Source organism: Pandoraea sp. NE5 (assembly GCF_024363545.1).
Classification (GTDB): Bacteria; Pseudomonadota; Gammaproteobacteria; order Burkholderiales; family Burkholderiaceae; genus Pandoraea; species Pandoraea cepalis.
Window position 1 is genome coordinate 3,302,897 of record NZ_AP025517.1, and the last position, 14,583, is coordinate 3,317,479.

Genomic DNA, 14,583 nt, shown 5'->3' on the forward strand with positions numbered 1-14,583 from the left:
GATTTCAGATCCGAGGTGGTGACAACTAAACCGGCGCCCGCCTGGTTTTCTCATTTAAGGCCCGCCGCGCGCGGGCCGCTTTCATTTCGGAGCATGCCATGCCTGTGAATGGCTTCAACGTCGGCCGCGACGTGTCGGTGGACATCAACACGTCCACCGGCCCGCTGAGTTTCGGCCTGATCACCAAATTTACCGCCAAACAGGACATCACCGACAAGAAGGTGAAAGGCCTGGATGGCATCACGCGCCACGTGCGCTTCCCGGACGGCTGGTCCGGCACGCTCGACGTCGAGCGCCAGGGCCCCGAACTCGACGACTTCTTCGCCCAGGCCGAAGACAACTACTACGGGGGCGTCGACGAGCAGGGCGGCACGATCACGGAAACCGTTACCGAGGTGTCGGGCGCTGTGTCGCAGTATCGCTTCCTCGGGGTGCTGCTGAAGTACGACGATGCTGGTGACTGGTCGGGCGACGACACGGTGAAACAGAAGGTCTCGTTCGTGGCGTCGCGCCGCGTAAAGGTGTCTTGATATGACGAAGCTCACTGTGAATACGGGTACCCCGAGCGACGAGGTCGTGCGGGCAGCTGTTGCCGAGCATTCGGTGCAGGACGCGACGGGGCGCACGCTGCTGCTTCGCAAGCCCGGAATCCTTGCGCAGTATCGGCTCATCGAGGCTCTCGGGGACTCGGCGAAGAACGAGGCCTACATGGGCATGGTCATGCCGCTGCTATTCGTCGGTGCGATCAATGGCGACGCGGTGCCGCCATTGCGCACGAAGGGTGAGGTGGAGGCGCTGATTCAACGCTTGGATGATGCCGGCGTCGAAGCCGTCATGCTTGGCGTACAGGCACAGTTCGCGCGCCAGGATCCGGAGGCGGACCGCGAAGCGCTAAAAAAATAGTCAGGGCCACGCCGATCCGCGAGGCACTCTGGCTCGTTAAGAACGGCGTGCCCTTCGACGTCGCGTTTAGCGTCGACGACGCCACACGCGCTGGCTGGTCCATCATCTTCAGCGAGATGGAAGGGCACGTTTTCAACTTTCGGACGATGGAATTCGAGCAGCCGAGGTCGTGATGAAGGAATTCGGTGATCTGGCGTCGTTCGCGGCCCATCTCGGTGCGATGGCCACCGTCGTCGACCGCAGTCTGCATCAAGGGCTGAAGACGGTCGCGGTCGTTATCGAAAAGCGTGCTGAAGCCAAGTTCGGTAACTATCAGCTTGACGTCGGGCCGTTTCCTGCATGGACGCCCCTTGCGGAGTCGACGAAGGCGGACCGGGTCGCGGGCGGGTTCACCCCCGACGACCCGCTGCTGCGCACGGGCAGCCTGAGAGATTCAATCGAGCATCAGGTTTCGCATCTGGAAGCCGTCATCGGATCGCCCGACGAGCGAATGGCCTGGCAGGAACTCGGCACGGATAAGATCCCGCCGCGGCCGGTGCTTGGCCCTGCGGCCGTTGAATCGAGAAAGCAAATCGAGCGAATTGTCGCCGGCGCCGCTGTGAGCGGGCTGCTGGGCGGCGACGTAATGGCGGGCGTGCTGGCGAAGACCTACGAGGGTTGATTGCCGAGGCTTGCGAGCACGAAGAAGGCCACGACCAGCAGAACTGGCGCCCAAAGCCACCACATCAGAATCGCTAAGACAAGCCACTTCAACAGCGACCCCGCCCACGAGCCCGAAACTCGGTCCGCGCGTGCACGGCGGACCTTTGGGTATTGGACGAAGCTGAACCGATCAGCGGCCCATTCCTGCATCCGATAGAGAATCTTTCCCATGTTTGAAGCCTATTCGATTGGCATCCGCGTTCGGCTGGTCAATCTGGCCACGCAGGGGCTGGCGTTGCTGGGTAAGGACATCCTCAAGACGCACGGCCAAGCGGTCCAACTAGAAAAGCAACTCAACGCGCTGAAGCTTGCGGGGGCGGGTTTTGCCGCGATGAAAATCGGCGACGGCATGCTCGGCTCGCTCGGAAAAACTCTTGAGGTGTCCAAGGAGTATACGCGACAGCTTTCCCTGATGGGAGCATCGGGGATGTCGCAGAAGGAAATCGCGGAGGCGACCGGAGCGGCATGGAAGACGTCCAAGGACGTACTCACGAGCAGTGCGGCCGAAAACCTGTCGGCCATCCGCGAGCTGCGGTCCGTCTTTGGTACCGATCACATGCACGAGGCCTACGGCATTCTGCCCGTGGTGCAGCGCACGCGCGCGGTGATGGAAGCCCTGAGCGGCAAACCGCAAGAGCACGTCGCCTTCGATATGGTCAAGGCGATCGAGCTGCGCAATACGGGCGCGATGAGCATGGAAACCATGCAGCGCAATGCCGACATGATGGCCAGGACGCTGATGGCATTTGGCGGCACGCTGAATGTGCACGACTACCACATGGCACTCAAGACGGCGAAGACGTCCGGGATGCGTCTGGACGACGATTTCGTCTACAAGTACCTGCCGACGCTGATGCAGGAGGTCAAGACGGGCAGCGGCGGCGCGCAGTCCGCCGGTACGATTCTTGAGACCATGCGACGCGCGATCGCGGGCGGCCGGATCCCCGAGAAGATGATCGGCAACTGGCTCGATGCTGGGCTGGTCAATGCGAATGGCATCGGGCGGGGTGGGGCGGGCAATCGCCATATCAAGCCGGGGTCGATCGTCGGTACGGAAATGTTTCTGTCGAACCCGTTCGAGTGGGCGAACACGATTGCACGCCCGGCGATCGAGAAGCTGATGAAGACCCGCAACGTCGGCTTCGATACGGCCACGGCGATGCTCTTTGGCGATCGGAACGCAGAGTTCGGCGTTTCGACGTTGATCAAGAAGGCCGCTCAATTCGAGCGTGACCGCAAGCTGGTCGAGTCCGAAGGCAACAGCATGGACACGTACCAGAAGCTGCTGAAAACGAACCCTCAGTTGGCATCCGGCGCGATGCATAAGCAGTGGGAAAACGTCCAGGCACGGCTTGGATATGAAGTGCTGCCGCGCCTGATCCCCTACATGATCAAGTTTGCGGATTCGCTCGACGGCATTTCCCAGTGGATGCAGCGCAACGGCGCGGCAACGAAGACGATTGTCCTCGGCTTTGCCGGTGTTGCCGTTGCGCTTTCCGTGCTTGGGCGTGTGCTGATGACTGCTGGAATCATCAAGTTCCTTGGCCTCGGACCGATCATCGGGCGATTTTTGGGTTTCATCGGTTCCGGCATAGCAATACTGGGCCGCGTTCTGCTTATCGCCGGCCGCGCGCTACTTCTCAACCCCATCGGCCTTGTGGTTACGGCGATCGCTGCGGCCGCCTACCTGCTATGGCGGAACTGGGATGAAGTAGGGCCGAAGTTGACCGCTGCTTGGGAGATGGTGAAGTCGTCCCTTGGCGCCGTGGCCGATTGGATTGTCTCGAAATGGAAATGGGTGAAGTCGCTATTGCCATTTGGTGGTGACGACAAGGAATCGACGTCGCCCGCAACGCCTGGGACGCCATCCGTTTCCTGGCAGACCGATACCGCCGTCCGTTACGAAAGTCGCCATATCGCGACTCGGGACCAGTCGCAACGGCCGTTCAAGGCAAGCTTGTATCTGACCGAAAGCGGCCGACGTGAGATCGCATCGAGCACTTCCGCCATTCAGGCTCGGGAAGTTTCCCGGCCGCTCGGCTCGGGCATGTACGACGTCGGCCTCGGTCTGCCCCCGGTAGGCATGAACTACGCAAAATGACCCCAGACACTGTTCTCATGCTCGGCGATTTCGCGTTTGCGCGCACCGAAATCCCCGAGCACATATCCTTCGGCGGCCAGCAGGCGCTTGTCGTCCACAAGATGGTCGGCGGCGTGCGGCACGTGCAGGCGATGGGCGACGACCCGATGCCCCTTTCGTGGTCGGGCCTGTTCTTCGGTTCCAATGCGCTCGAGCGCGCGCTGTACCTGAAGACGTTGAAAGAGTCCGGCCAGGAAATCGAACTGATCTGGTCCGAGCTGTACTACCTGGTTGTCATCCGCGAATTCACGGCGGATTTCGAGCGCTGGCATCAGTTGCCGTACCGGATCACGTGTGAGGTCGTGGAAGACCTGACGCGCTCGGTGCGCGACGTGCCGGACGCGGGCATCGACGCTCTCGTGAGTGACGACATGCTGTCGATCGGCGGCCTGTCTGATCTTGTCGGCGATGGTCCGCTGTCCACGCTGGTGGGTGGCCTCAACACGGCAATCGGTCAGGTGTCGAGCTTCGCCAAGGCTGCGCAAAGCACCATCAACGGGGTGCTACAGCCGCTCAATGCGGTGCGCTCGCGGGTTCAGACGTTGATTGCGTCGACGAACAACACGCTGCTCAACGTCACGACACTGGGCGGCATTCTGCCGAACAACCCGATTTCTCAGAATATCGCGCGCTTGACGCAGCAAGTGACCGCTGCGACACAACTGCCGGTGTTGGCTCAGCTCAACACGGTGGTCGGGCGCCTCGGCAAGAACCTCGGCACGATCAACGCGGGCACGAAGAGCCTGACGCTCGCCGGCAGCAATCTCTATCGCGTGGCCGCCAACGAGTATGGCGACGCAATGGGGTGGACGACGATCGCCGCGGCAAACGGCATCACCGATCCGGTGCTGAACGGCGTGAACTCGGTGAAGATCCCGCCGTACAACGTGCCCACGGGGGGCGTGTTCAATGCGTAGCCTCAATCAGGTGCCGATGGCAGCTTCTGCCACCCGCGCGCGAGGGGCCGTAAAGCTGAATGACACGCTGATCACGGGCTGGGTGAGCTGGGAAGCTGAGTCGAACAGTTTCTACTCGGCGGACACTTTTCGGGTGACGTTCATCGCCGACATGTTGCCGAGCGACCGCGACGCGCGCTGGTTTTCCAAGCAGCCCGATATGTTCGTCGAGCTCTTCGGGGGCTATCCAGATGATCCCGACAGGTATGAGTTGACGGACCTGGTCAGCGAACTGTACGGCCGGGTCGACGATATCGACTTCGACATCGTGGCCGGCACGATCGAGCTGGTCGGGCGTGATCTCACGTCGGTATTCATCGACGCAAAGACAACCGAGAAGTGGCCGAACCTGACCGCGTCGCAGATCGCCACCCAGCTCGCGCAGCGTCATGGCATTACGCCGGTGGTCACTGCGACGAGCGCCAAGGCTGGCAAGTACTACGAGATCGATCACGTCAACCTGACCGATCAGCGTAGCGAGTGGGACTTGCTGGCGTATCTCGCGCATATCGAGGGGTTCGTCGTGTATGTCAAGGGAAAGGAACTGCACTTCGAGCCGAAGACGGATCCCGATTCGACGCCCTATCTGATTCAGTGGGTACCACCGGACGACACGAAGGGCTATCCCGAGGCGAATGTCGTGGACATGAAATTCAGCCGTGCGCTGACAGTGTCCCGTGGCATCCAGGTCGTGGTGCGGACGTGGAACGCCAAGCAGAAGAAGGGCTTCACGGTGTCGTACCCGAACAAGGCCAAGACGACACAGGCGGGCAAGGCGAAGCCATTCGGCGGTGCACAGATCTACAGCTACACAATTCCGGGCCTGACGCAAGAGCAAGCGCTGGAACGTGCCCAGAAGATTTATACGGAGCTGATCGCGCATGAGATGAAGCTTCAGATTCCCCGCATGCCCGCCGACTCGATCCTCGGGGTCACAACGATGGTCGAGGTTGCAGGTACGGATACGGCCTGGGACCAGAAGTATTTTCCGGACAGTGTCGTTCGCCGAATGAGCATGGCCGATGGCTACGTGATGTCGCTGAACGCCAAAAACCATGCCCCCGATTCGACGGTGACCCTATGAACCCTCATGCGCTTGCGAACGCGATGCGCGGGCTGGCGCAGATGAATGCCGGCACGCGCTCGGAATCGCGCGACGGGACGATCAGCAGTTATGACCCGGAAGCTCACGCGGTCAAAGTGCTACTGCAGCCCGAGGGGACGGAAACGGGCTGGATCCAGCTCGCGGCGGCAGCCGTCGGGGTAGGGTGGGGCGTGGTGTTTGCCCCGTCCATTGGAGACGCGGTCAAGGTCGATTTCGTCCTCGGCAACGCCGAGATGCCTGTAGCGGTAGCGCGATTCTTCAATGACGTCGACCAGGCGATGCCGGTGCCATCCGGCGAGTACTGGATGGTGCACAAATCCGGCGCGTTCATGAAGATGACGAACGACGGGAAGGTCGCGATCAACAGTCTGGTCGAAATCGATGCCACGGCGCCGACGATCATGATCCAGGCCACCGGGAACGTGAACGTGCAAGCCGGTGGCCAGGCAAACATCACCGCGCCGGCCATCAACCTTGGCGCGGCGGGTCAATCGCTGCTTTCCATCATCACCTCGGCGTTCATGGCCCTGTTCAACGGCCACACCCATAACGAGACGGGGACGGTCACGGCTGCGCCGAATCAACAAATGGGGGCGGCGCACATGACGTCTACCGTCAAGGCATCCTGATGAGCGATTTGAATCACATGTGGGGCTCGGACCTTACAGTCTCGGCTTCGGGCGATTTGCAGCTCGTCGGCGGTGCCGACCAGACGCAACAGCGTATTTTGCGGCGCCTGATGACCAACCCGCGCGGCCCGGCCGTTGGCGGCACGCCGCCGGAACCCGGCGATTACATCTTCCACCTGGATTACGGGGCAGGCTTGCCGCGCGAAGTTGGGCGCACGCTCGATGCCGGACGCATCCGCGCCAAAATTCGCGGCCAGATTCTGCGTGAAGCCTCAGTTGCTCGCCGGCCGGCCCCTGTGATCAATGTTCAAGCCATCGCGAGCGGTGTCAGCGTGTCGATTCGCTATACGGACGCGGCCACCGGCCAGCCCGCCACCCTCAGTTTCAACGTGAATCAATGACCATTTCCACGAAAGACTTCGTGACGCTGGTGCGCGAGCAGGTGACGGCCATTCAAGGCGCTGCTGCGGGGCTCGTAGACCTCACCATCGGATCGACGCTGCGCGCGGTCGTCGAGGCTACCGCGGCCGTAGCCTTGTGGCTGCAATCGCTGATTCTGCAGTTGCTGGTCATCACGCGGGCGTCGACGTCGAGCGGTGCCGACCTTGACTCTTGGATGGCCGATTTCGGGGTGACCCGAATTCCTGCTGCCCCGGCCAGCGGGCTCGTGACGTTCGCTCGGTTCACGCCGACGCGCATCGCCATCGTGCCGATCGGCGATGGCGTGCAGACAGGGGACGGCACGCAGACGTTCACGGTCACGCTGGATGCAACGAACCCGGTGTACGACGCGACGCAGAACGCCTATGTTCTGGCCGCCGGCACGCCTTCAGTAAGCGTTCCGGTGCTTGCTCAAGCCGCCGGCGCCGCCGGCAATGTCGTTGCTGGGGCGGTAAACACGATCGTGCAGGGCATGCCGGGCATCGACACCGTGACTAACCCCGCTGCCTTTGCCAACGGTGTCGATGCCGAGAGCGATACCGCGCTGCGTGCCCGCTTCGTCGCCTTCATTGGCAGCCTGTCCAAGGCCACGAAGGCGGCCGTTCTGTATGCCGTGCTGTCGCTGCAGCAGAACGTCAGCGCCACGGTCACCGAAAACCAGCAGCGCAGTGGCTTGGCGCAGTCGGGGTTCTTCTATGTGATCGTGGACGACGGCACGGGCAGCCCTTCGTCGACGCTGCTGGCGTCTGCGGCCAATGCGATTGAAGACGTGCGTCCGTTGAGCGTTACATACGGCGTGTACGGGCCCAATACGGTTATCGCCAACGTGGTCATGGCGATTGCGACGGCGAGCGGGTACGACCACACAGCGACCGTCGCCCTCGTGACAGCCGCGATTCAGAACTACATCAACACGCTCGGACTCGGCGTGTCGCTGAGCTTCACGCGCCTTGCGCAGGTCGCCTACGCGGCATCGGACGGGGTCACGAACGTTACCGGCGTCACGCTGAACGGCGGGACGTCGGACCTCGCTGCCACTTCGCAGCAGACCATCAAAGCCGGTACGGTGCAGGTGACGTGATGACGGGCGACCAACAGGACATGTTTCAGCGCCTGCGCGCGCTGCTCCCGACGGCCTGGTTCCCGGGCGTCGCCGAGATCCTCGACGCGCTGCTGGCGGGCATCGCGTACGGTCTGAGCTTTGTCTATTCGCTGTGGGCCTACGCGAAACAGCAGACACGCATTGCGACGGCCACCGACGGCTGGCTCGACATGATCGCGTGGGACTTCTTCGGGGCGGCGCTAATGCGCGAGCCCGGGCAGTCCGATGATTCGTTCCGTATTCGGATCGTCATCAACCTGCTGCGGGGAAAGGGTACCCGGCCGGCGATGGTCCAGGTGCTGAAGGATGTAACCGGACAAGCGCCGACCATCTTCGAGCCGAACCGGCCGATGGACATGGGCGCGCTGAACTCGCCAACGTCTGCCGGCTACTGCGGCGTCGCTCGGCTAGGCTCGATGGCCGTTCCTTACACGGCGATGATCACCGCGTTCCGTCCCGTCGCTACGGGCGGTACCGCTGGGGCGGCGTACTGCGCCGCGCCGTCACAATCGGCACTGAACACGCCACTCGCTTCGTCCTACACGAACTCTTCGTCCTACACCCATTCGTCGGCGTCCGACGCCGACATCTACGCCGCGGTCGACGCTGTCAAGTCGGTGGGCACGGTCATGTGGGTGGCCATCCGCTGATTACAGAATTTCTTCATTGACCAGGGTCGCCAAGAGCGGCCCTTTTTCATTTCGGGGGCAATCCTTGAACCGTCTCATTACCCAGATCGGGCAATCGATCTACGAGTGGTTTTTCACGAAGCCGGCGCAGGACAACATGATCGCGCACGGGAAGTTGGCCGCGGCTGTGCTCGGGACGTCCACAATCGCCAATGGGCTGGCGTGCGCGCCGACGTCGCCAGCCTCGCTGCAGGTCAGTCTTGGTCCGGGGGAAATCTACGCGCTTGCCCCGCTTGAGGCCACGGTGTTCGGGACGTTGGCTGCCGACACTACTCATCAGATCGTTAAGCAGGGGATTCTTCTCGATCCGACGCTCGTGTCCTGCCCGCCGCCGCCGACCGCTGGCCAGGCGATCAACTACCTGATCCAAGTCCAATATCAGGATCAGGACGTAAGCCTCGATCCGACGACTGGCAATGCAACGCCGGTGGTACTGCAGTTCTACAACGCATCGAACCCTTCGCAGCCCTGGCAGGGGCCCAACAACAGCAGCCAAACCAGCAACACGTTTCGGAAGGGGATCGTCGCGATTCAGGCAAAGGCTGGCATCGCCGCGCCGACGGGCACGCAGGTTACGCCGGCGGCCGACACCGGGTGGACTGGGATCTGGGTAGTGACGGTCGCAAACGGGCAGACGACGATCACCGCGGGGAACATCACGCAATACAGTGGTGCGCCTATCTTGTCCGAGACGCTCACCCAGAAGATCAGCCAAGCTACGGGTGACGCGCGCTATGCGGCGCTTGCCCAGCTTCAATCTAGTGTCGGCTCGACGGGGGCCGCATCTTCGCGAAACAAGCTGGTGAACGGATGGGCCTACATTGCGCAGGATACGGCGCGAAGTCTGTCGACGAGCCCGCAGTACGGCCTGGTCGATATGGTGGCGGGCTGGGCATCTGGGGGCGCGGTCAGCGCGGGCGCCATTACGCAGGACACAGCGTCCCCGGTAGGGAGAGCGGGGTACGCGTTCAAGTTGGCGGGTGTGACGCTGACCGGCTCGGGCCAAGTGTCATGGCGCTATCGCATGGACTCTGCCGAGGCGCTCAAGCTGAAGAACCAGACCAGCCAGTTCCAGATCGCTGTCCAGCATGACGTCGGCGCAGCGATCAACTACACGGTCATCGTTCGCAAGCCGAATGCGCTCGACAACTTCTCGTCGACTACGGTGATTTCGACATCACCAGTGACGTCCGTCCCCAGCGCTACTCCGACGAAGCTGGTTCCCTTCGTAAGTGGGGTGGCACTCGGCGACGTGTCAAACGGACTTGAGATCGAAGTGCAGGCCGCGTGCGGCGCTGTGACCGCCAAGAACTTCTGGTTCACCGAGTGGCAGCTCGAGGAAGGTGCCGTCGCCTCGGCCTTCGAATACCGCCCGGTAGCGCAGGATATGCCGGCCTGCGATCGCGTATTCCAGAAGATCGGTTTCAGCGCGAATACCTACACGCTTGGCATGCGAGGTAACGCGGCCGCCGCGAACACCCAATACATGAACGCCTTCTACCGAACCCGGATGCGGGCGGCGCCGGCCGGAAGTATCGTGGGGACCTGGGTGGTCAGCAACTGCTCGCAGCCCGGCATATCGGCATGTTCCGACAACTCGATGCTGATTCTCACCACAGCAACGGCGGCCGGTGATTTCTACTTCCTGCTCAATTCCGCGAGTACCGGCATTGTGCTGGACGCTCGTCTCTAAGGGGTTATCGTGGTCACTACTCAATTTCAGCAGATGAAAGACCCCATCACGATGGAGGTGCAGGCAAACGTCATCCGGTACACGGATGACGACGGCGGAGTGTGGACCGTGCCGCGTGGCCATCGTTTCTGGGATATCTACGAACAGTGGCTGTCGGCGGGAAATTCGCCGTTGCCCGCGGCCTAGCGAGTCCGGACCGACGAAGCTGACTCAAAGGGCACGTCCCCAATGTATCAGCCACCTTCGGGTGGCTTTTTGTTGCCCGCCGCACGGAGCATTCTCAGAGACACACATGCCACGAATTGATGTTGCCACTGCGGGCGGCAGGAACGGGGGGCAGTTCTTGACTGGCTCGTGCTGTCGGTCATCTAAATAGCCGAAAGAGCGACATTTGCCACAGTCGCCCGTCAGCAAATTCGACAGAACATCACCGCCGCCTTCGGGCGGCTTTTTCATTTCCGGGGATCAATGGAACCGAGCGAAATCATGGACATGCCCGAGGAAGATTTTCGGCGCCACGTCGTTCTGCGCATGAGCGCGCAGGACATGGCCATCGCTGAGAACACGGCGTTGACGCAGCAGGTTGCGGGCGACACGGCATTCATCCGCAGTGCCTGGGCAGACGGCATCGTCGCGGTGCGCATTGGTTGCCGTCTGGCCGCCGCCTGGCGCTTTCTCATGCGCAGTGTGTTTCTGCCGTTCGTAGCGCCGTTCGGCGCGCTCTACGGCATTTGGTACTACAGGCATTTCCACGAATTCCCGGACTGGCTCAGCGCCACGTTCAAATTTGTTATGGCGGTGCTATGAGCCCGGAAGACTTCATCTCAGCCATCGCGCCGGCGGCTCAGGCCTGCATGCGTCGTACCAAAATTCCCACCAGCTTCACGATTGCTCAAGGTGCTCTGGAATCGAGCTGGGGGGCATCGAAGCTCGCGACGACGGCCTTCAATCTGTTCGGCGTCAAAGCCGATCGCGCATGGAAGGGGCCGACGGTCATTATGCCGACCATCGAGGTCATCGCCGGAAAGCGGATCACCGTGTCGGCGCAGTGGCGCCGCTACTCGGGCTGGCAAGCTTGCATCGACGATCACGCCGCGTTCCTGCTGACCAATCCTCGGTACAAGGCGGCGTTCGCGTACGCCGACGGCCCGAGCTTCGCGCGGGCGATCGCCGCGGCCGGGTATGCCACCGACCCGCAATATGCTGAGAAGCTCATCGCCGTCATCAGGGGGCGCAATCTCAGTGCGCTCGATGCGGCGTAACGACAGGGCCTCGCCCGAATTATTTCAGCCGCCTTCGGGTGGCTTTTTTCCGCGTTTTGACTGGAGCAATCATGACCGTACGCGCAAAACTGCAATTGCAATCCGTCACTGGCCACTGCTGGAACAAGGACGCCAAAACGCTGAAGTTCGGCGTGATGTATGACTCGTCGATCCCGGAAGACATGAAGTTCTGCAAGGCCACGCCGAGCGGCCAGATCGAATTGCAGATCGACAACCCAGCTGCCGTCGAGCAGTTCGAGCTGGGCAAGTTCTACTACGTCGACTTCTCTCCGGCCCCCGGCTGATCCGTCTGCGACCTGCGCCAACGAAACCGCCTTCGGGCGGTTTGTTTATTTCCGAGGGCATATGTCAGACGTAACCCAAACCCACGAAGAGAAAGAAACCCTGACCGTCGACGTGCTGCTGCCGGGCCATGATCCTCGCACGACGACGGCACTGTTCACCCGCACGCGCAAGACGCTGATCGAGCGCGATAGCGGCCGGTGTTTCGTCTGCGGCGGCACTGAGCAGGACACGGGCCATCCGCTCGAGGCGCATCACCATCCGATCGAGCGCAGCACCGCGAACATGATCGACTGGTCACGCCTCGCAGAAGACTGCCGCGTTGGCATCTGGGGTGAGAAGGCGAAGGCGTTCGACTGGAATGCGTTCCTTGGCGCTCAACCGTTCGACCCGTACCGGTTCGTGGACGACATGACCGTCAACGGGATGTTGCTCTGCCGCAACCACCACATCGGCAAGGGGGAGGGCATCCACATGCTGCCGCTTCCGCTGCTGATCGCGCAGAAGTACGCGATCGAGGGCTACCGGTTCACGCCGACCGAGATCATCCACCACCACGAGAAGGACGCAACGACATGAACCAGACTTCGAGCGTAGTTACCGGCGGCATCACCATCAGTGCCGCAACCCTTGAGCCTGCCGTGAGCTGGGCCCTGGCCGCGATCTTTCATGCGCCGGTGCCCGACAGCGTGTCGGCCCTCGTCACGGGCGCGCTGGCCGCGGGCGCTCACCTCGCGATCAATGCCCTGAGCAAGCGCTTTGCGGGCACGGTCGCGGTCGCCACGCAATGATCCGCGCCGCGCTCGCGTGCGCCGCTGGTCTGGCGCTGGCGGCGTGTGCCGGCACTGCCCGGTATGAGGTGCGGCCGTTCTACGACTCGACCGGTCGGCTGATCTGCTGCGCGGCGTCTGTCTCGAGCAGCAAGGACGTCGGCGGGGTCACTGTGCGCGTCAGCAACACGCCGGCGGGTTTCACACTCGATTTCGCCGAGACCGGTGTGTCGGCCAGCGCGCCGATCGCCGCCGGCGGCGGTATCGCTTCCAGCATCTCGACCGCCGTCACCAGCGCGGCGGTCGCCGCAATCAAGCTCACCACCCCGTAAGGAATCCACCATGAAGCGTTTTGCCATTCTGGCCGCGTGCGCGGCCGTGCTTTCGTTCGTCCTCGCGGCTTGCTCGACCACCGGTCAGGCCGTGCAATCGCCTGCCGAAGTTGCCGCGCGCGTATGTCCGCCGGTCGAAGTCGCCGTTACGTCCCTGCAGCAGGTCAATGGCATGAGCGACGCTGCGCTGAAGGCGCTTGCCGACGCACAGCCGGTCGTGAGTGCAGTGTGTGCGTCGGGTTCGACGGTCGACGCCGTCAACCTTCAGACGCTCGCGAGCGCGGGCCTGCCGGCGATCATCACCGTCGCGAAGGCATCCCCGCTGTCCGCGCAGGACCAGGATCGAGTAATTCTCGGCGTGACAACGGCGCAGATTCTGCTGACTGCCGCGATCGCGGCGTGGCCGCAGGATGTCGCAACGGCGCCGGCGGCGAAATGAGCCGCTTCCTGACGGACCTGGCCGTCACGCTCGTGAGCGACGCGACGAACTCGGGCCGCGGCACGTGGCGTGTCACGGCGCCGCTGGTGTACCGGTCCGACGTCGCGGGTCAGACGTTCATCGTGCCAGCCGGTTTCGAGACCGATTTTGCGTCGGTCCCGCGCGCGCCGGTGGCGTTCCTGCTCACGGCAGATAGTGCCCACGAGGCGAGCGCACTTCACGACTGGCTGTATTTCACGCATCCAGTCGACCGAGCGACCGCCGACGCGATCTTGAAAGAGGCATCGATCGCGTCTGGTGTGCCCGCGTGGCGTGCGTGGCTAATGTATTGGGGCGTGCGGCTCGGCGGGGCATCGCATTGGTCGACGACTGTCGCAGCACGCCCGCAGTGAACCCAGAAAAGATAATCAGTGTGAGCAAAAAATAAAATAAGATCACTTTGCTTATCTTTTTCATGCGCCGCGCCAGCGCGGGGCACTACCGGTTCGGGGCATCCGGTATCCCGGGTAATTCCCCCCGCCGTTGCCGCTGATCGGAAAGCAGGGCCCTGAGCCATTCGAGCGCGATCAGGGTGTCGCCGACTTCTTCCCGCCATGCCTGGTGGATCACGACGTACAGCGACTCCACTTCCCTGAGCACTTTCTCTTTGCGCTGTGCTTCAAGTCGCCGGAACGCGACTTCCTCAATGGCGCGCCGCACGTCGGGATCCTTTTGCGTGAGCCACAGGCTGCGCAGTTGGTCGATCGTCAGGTCTGACGGGCGGGGATTCAACGGCATACCACGCCCCGCAGTTACGCCGCGGCGTACTCGTCGAGCATCGGGATTCGCCCGTGCTCGAACAGGACCTTCGGCGATTCCATGGCACCAGTCTCGGGGTCGAGCAGAACCTCGTAGGCTGCGACGCCGGCGTGGCGCTCGCGCATCGAGTGCGCGACACGCACTGCGCCGACGCTCGTGCTGGCCGGTCGCACTTCGACGGGAAGCAGCTCGTCACCTTTTCCTTTGCGGAACGGGACGACAATGAATCGGGTGGTGAATGGATCTCGCACGGCGACCTCCCTCGTGATGCTGGTGAGGGAGGTAAACTAGCACAAACACTGTATGAAAACACAGTTAT

The 14,583-nt window shown here is 62.3% G+C and carries 22 protein-coding genes; 20 read left to right on the forward strand and 2 right to left on the reverse strand.

Features of this window, described 5'->3' with window-relative positions; genetic code table 11:
• The first annotated feature begins 98 nt into the window (after positions 1–98).
• The 20 genes from PanNE5_RS15090 to PanNE5_RS15185 all read left to right on the forward strand — a co-directional run bounded on the left by PanNE5_RS15090 (position 99) and on the right by PanNE5_RS15185 (position 13,858).
• The gene (locus PanNE5_RS15090; RefSeq protein ID WP_261938280.1) at positions 99–530 is read left to right on the forward strand and encodes a hypothetical protein; all 432 of its coding nucleotides are present in this window, start codon (positions 99–101) and stop codon (positions 528–530) included.
• A gap of 1 nt (position 531) precedes the next feature.
• On the forward strand, positions 532–903 hold the full coding sequence (locus tag PanNE5_RS15095) for a hypothetical protein (RefSeq protein WP_261938281.1): 372 nt from the start codon (positions 532–534) through the stop codon (positions 901–903).
• A gap of 172 nt (positions 904–1,075) precedes the next feature.
• Positions 1,076–1,564, forward strand: a complete 489-nt coding sequence (locus PanNE5_RS15100) for a hypothetical protein (protein ID WP_261938282.1) — start codon at positions 1,076–1,078, stop codon at positions 1,562–1,564.
• Positions 1,565–1,774: 210 nt separating this feature from the next.
• Positions 1,775–3,706, forward strand: coding sequence for a hypothetical protein (locus PanNE5_RS15105; protein ID WP_261938283.1), 1,932 nt, complete (start codon positions 1,775–1,777; stop codon positions 3,704–3,706).
• Positions 3,703–4,662, forward strand: coding sequence for a hypothetical protein (locus tag PanNE5_RS15110; protein WP_261938284.1), 960 nt, complete (start codon positions 3,703–3,705; stop codon positions 4,660–4,662). Before PanNE5_RS15105 ends, PanNE5_RS15110 begins: the two co-directional genes overlap by 4 nt.
• Complete coding sequence (locus PanNE5_RS15115; RefSeq protein WP_261938285.1) at positions 4,655–5,785, forward strand: hypothetical protein; 1,131 nt, start codon at positions 4,655–4,657, stop codon at positions 5,783–5,785. The genes PanNE5_RS15110 and PanNE5_RS15115 overlap by 8 nt, the downstream gene beginning before the upstream one ends.
• Positions 5,782–6,435, forward strand: coding sequence for a phage baseplate assembly protein V (locus PanNE5_RS15120; RefSeq protein ID WP_261938286.1), 654 nt, complete (start codon positions 5,782–5,784; stop codon positions 6,433–6,435). Before PanNE5_RS15115 ends, PanNE5_RS15120 begins: the two co-directional genes overlap by 4 nt.
• The gene (locus tag PanNE5_RS15125) at positions 6,435–6,836 is read left to right on the forward strand and encodes a phage tail protein (RefSeq protein ID WP_261938287.1); all 402 of its coding nucleotides are present in this window, start codon (positions 6,435–6,437) and stop codon (positions 6,834–6,836) included. The genes PanNE5_RS15120 and PanNE5_RS15125 overlap by 1 nt, the downstream gene beginning before the upstream one ends.
• Entirely contained in the window at positions 6,833–7,957 is a 1,125-nt protein-coding gene (locus tag PanNE5_RS15130) for a baseplate J/gp47 family protein (RefSeq protein WP_261938288.1), read from the forward strand. Before PanNE5_RS15125 ends, PanNE5_RS15130 begins: the two co-directional genes overlap by 4 nt.
• Entirely contained in the window at positions 7,957–8,628 is a 672-nt protein-coding gene (locus tag PanNE5_RS15135; protein WP_261938289.1) for a hypothetical protein, read from the forward strand. Before PanNE5_RS15130 ends, PanNE5_RS15135 begins: the two co-directional genes overlap by 1 nt.
• Before the next feature lie 16 nt (positions 8,629–8,644).
• A complete protein-coding gene (locus tag PanNE5_RS15140; RefSeq protein ID WP_261938290.1) occupies positions 8,645–10,360 on the forward strand; it encodes a hypothetical protein in 1,716 nt (571 codons plus the stop codon).
• 9 nt (positions 10,361–10,369) lie between these two features.
• Positions 10,370–10,546, forward strand: coding sequence for a hypothetical protein (locus PanNE5_RS15145; RefSeq protein ID WP_261938291.1), 177 nt, complete (start codon positions 10,370–10,372; stop codon positions 10,544–10,546).
• Positions 10,547–10,828: 282 nt separating this feature from the next.
• Positions 10,829–11,167 carry a hypothetical protein gene (locus PanNE5_RS15150; protein WP_261938292.1) on the forward strand — a complete coding sequence of 113 codons (339 nt, stop codon included), beginning with the start codon at positions 10,829–10,831 and terminating at the stop codon, positions 11,165–11,167.
• Positions 11,164–11,622, forward strand: coding sequence for a glycoside hydrolase family 73 protein (locus PanNE5_RS15155; protein ID WP_261938293.1), 459 nt, complete (start codon positions 11,164–11,166; stop codon positions 11,620–11,622). Before PanNE5_RS15150 ends, PanNE5_RS15155 begins: the two co-directional genes overlap by 4 nt.
• A gap of 71 nt (positions 11,623–11,693) precedes the next feature.
• Positions 11,694–11,927 carry a hypothetical protein gene (locus tag PanNE5_RS15160; protein WP_261938294.1) on the forward strand — a complete coding sequence of 78 codons (234 nt, stop codon included), beginning with the start codon at positions 11,694–11,696 and terminating at the stop codon, positions 11,925–11,927.
• Between the two features lie 61 nt (positions 11,928–11,988).
• Positions 11,989–12,504, forward strand: a complete 516-nt coding sequence (locus PanNE5_RS15165) for a hypothetical protein (protein ID WP_261938295.1) — start codon at positions 11,989–11,991, stop codon at positions 12,502–12,504.
• Positions 12,501–12,716, forward strand: a complete 216-nt coding sequence (locus PanNE5_RS15170) for a hypothetical protein (protein ID WP_261938296.1) — start codon at positions 12,501–12,503, stop codon at positions 12,714–12,716. Before PanNE5_RS15165 ends, PanNE5_RS15170 begins: the two co-directional genes overlap by 4 nt.
• Positions 12,713–13,027 carry a hypothetical protein gene (locus PanNE5_RS15175; RefSeq protein WP_261938297.1) on the forward strand — a complete coding sequence of 105 codons (315 nt, stop codon included), beginning with the start codon at positions 12,713–12,715 and terminating at the stop codon, positions 13,025–13,027. Before PanNE5_RS15170 ends, PanNE5_RS15175 begins: the two co-directional genes overlap by 4 nt.
• A gap of 10 nt (positions 13,028–13,037) precedes the next feature.
• On the forward strand, positions 13,038–13,466 hold the full coding sequence (locus tag PanNE5_RS15180) for a hypothetical protein (RefSeq protein WP_261938298.1): 429 nt from the start codon (positions 13,038–13,040) through the stop codon (positions 13,464–13,466).
• Entirely contained in the window at positions 13,463–13,858 is a 396-nt protein-coding gene (locus tag PanNE5_RS15185) for a DUF1353 domain-containing protein (protein WP_261938299.1), read from the forward strand. The genes PanNE5_RS15180 and PanNE5_RS15185 overlap by 4 nt, the downstream gene beginning before the upstream one ends.
• Before the next feature lie 85 nt (positions 13,859–13,943).
• Here PanNE5_RS15185 and PanNE5_RS15190 read toward each other — a convergent pair whose 3' ends face one another.
• Positions 13,944–14,243, reverse strand: a complete 300-nt coding sequence (locus tag PanNE5_RS15190) for a hypothetical protein (RefSeq protein ID WP_261938300.1) — start codon at positions 14,241–14,243, stop codon at positions 13,944–13,946.
• Between the two features lie 14 nt (positions 14,244–14,257).
• Complete coding sequence (locus PanNE5_RS15195) at positions 14,258–14,515, reverse strand: hypothetical protein (protein WP_261938301.1); 258 nt, start codon at positions 14,513–14,515, stop codon at positions 14,258–14,260.
• Positions 14,516–14,583: the final 68 nt, after the last annotated feature.

Coding starts and splice junctions, on each gene's coding strand:
- PanNE5_RS15120 (WP_261938286.1), top strand. CDS start 5,782: ATGAACCCTCATGCGCTTGCGAACGCGATGCGCGGGCTGGCGCAGATG.
- PanNE5_RS15155 (WP_261938293.1), top strand. CDS start 11,164: ATGAGCCCGGAAGACTTCATCTCAGCCATCGCGCCGGCGGCTCAGGCC.
- PanNE5_RS15170 (WP_261938296.1), top strand. CDS start 12,501: ATGAACCAGACTTCGAGCGTAGTTACCGGCGGCATCACCATCAGTGCC.
- PanNE5_RS15190 (WP_261938300.1), bottom strand. CDS start 14,243: ATGCCGTTGAATCCCCGCCCGTCAGACCTGACGATCGACCAACTGCGC.
- PanNE5_RS15105 (WP_261938283.1), top strand. CDS start 1,775: ATGTTTGAAGCCTATTCGATTGGCATCCGCGTTCGGCTGGTCAATCTG.
- PanNE5_RS15135 (WP_261938289.1), top strand. CDS start 7,957: ATGACGGGCGACCAACAGGACATGTTTCAGCGCCTGCGCGCGCTGCTC.
- PanNE5_RS15185 (WP_261938299.1), top strand. CDS start 13,463: ATGAGCCGCTTCCTGACGGACCTGGCCGTCACGCTCGTGAGCGACGCG.
- PanNE5_RS15110 (WP_261938284.1), top strand. CDS start 3,703: ATGACCCCAGACACTGTTCTCATGCTCGGCGATTTCGCGTTTGCGCGC.
- PanNE5_RS15090 (WP_261938280.1), top strand. CDS start 99: ATGCCTGTGAATGGCTTCAACGTCGGCCGCGACGTGTCGGTGGACATC.
- PanNE5_RS15100 (WP_261938282.1), top strand. CDS start 1,076: ATGAAGGAATTCGGTGATCTGGCGTCGTTCGCGGCCCATCTCGGTGCG.
- PanNE5_RS15095 (WP_261938281.1), top strand. CDS start 532: ATGACGAAGCTCACTGTGAATACGGGTACCCCGAGCGACGAGGTCGTG.
- PanNE5_RS15180 (WP_261938298.1), top strand. CDS start 13,038: ATGAAGCGTTTTGCCATTCTGGCCGCGTGCGCGGCCGTGCTTTCGTTC.
- PanNE5_RS15125 (WP_261938287.1), top strand. CDS start 6,435: ATGAGCGATTTGAATCACATGTGGGGCTCGGACCTTACAGTCTCGGCT.
- PanNE5_RS15115 (WP_261938285.1), top strand. CDS start 4,655: ATGCGTAGCCTCAATCAGGTGCCGATGGCAGCTTCTGCCACCCGCGCG.
- PanNE5_RS15150 (WP_261938292.1), top strand. CDS start 10,829: ATGGAACCGAGCGAAATCATGGACATGCCCGAGGAAGATTTTCGGCGC.
- PanNE5_RS15175 (WP_261938297.1), top strand. CDS start 12,713: ATGATCCGCGCCGCGCTCGCGTGCGCCGCTGGTCTGGCGCTGGCGGCG.
- PanNE5_RS15160 (WP_261938294.1), top strand. CDS start 11,694: ATGACCGTACGCGCAAAACTGCAATTGCAATCCGTCACTGGCCACTGC.
- PanNE5_RS15165 (WP_261938295.1), top strand. CDS start 11,989: ATGTCAGACGTAACCCAAACCCACGAAGAGAAAGAAACCCTGACCGTC.
- PanNE5_RS15130 (WP_261938288.1), top strand. CDS start 6,833: ATGACCATTTCCACGAAAGACTTCGTGACGCTGGTGCGCGAGCAGGTG.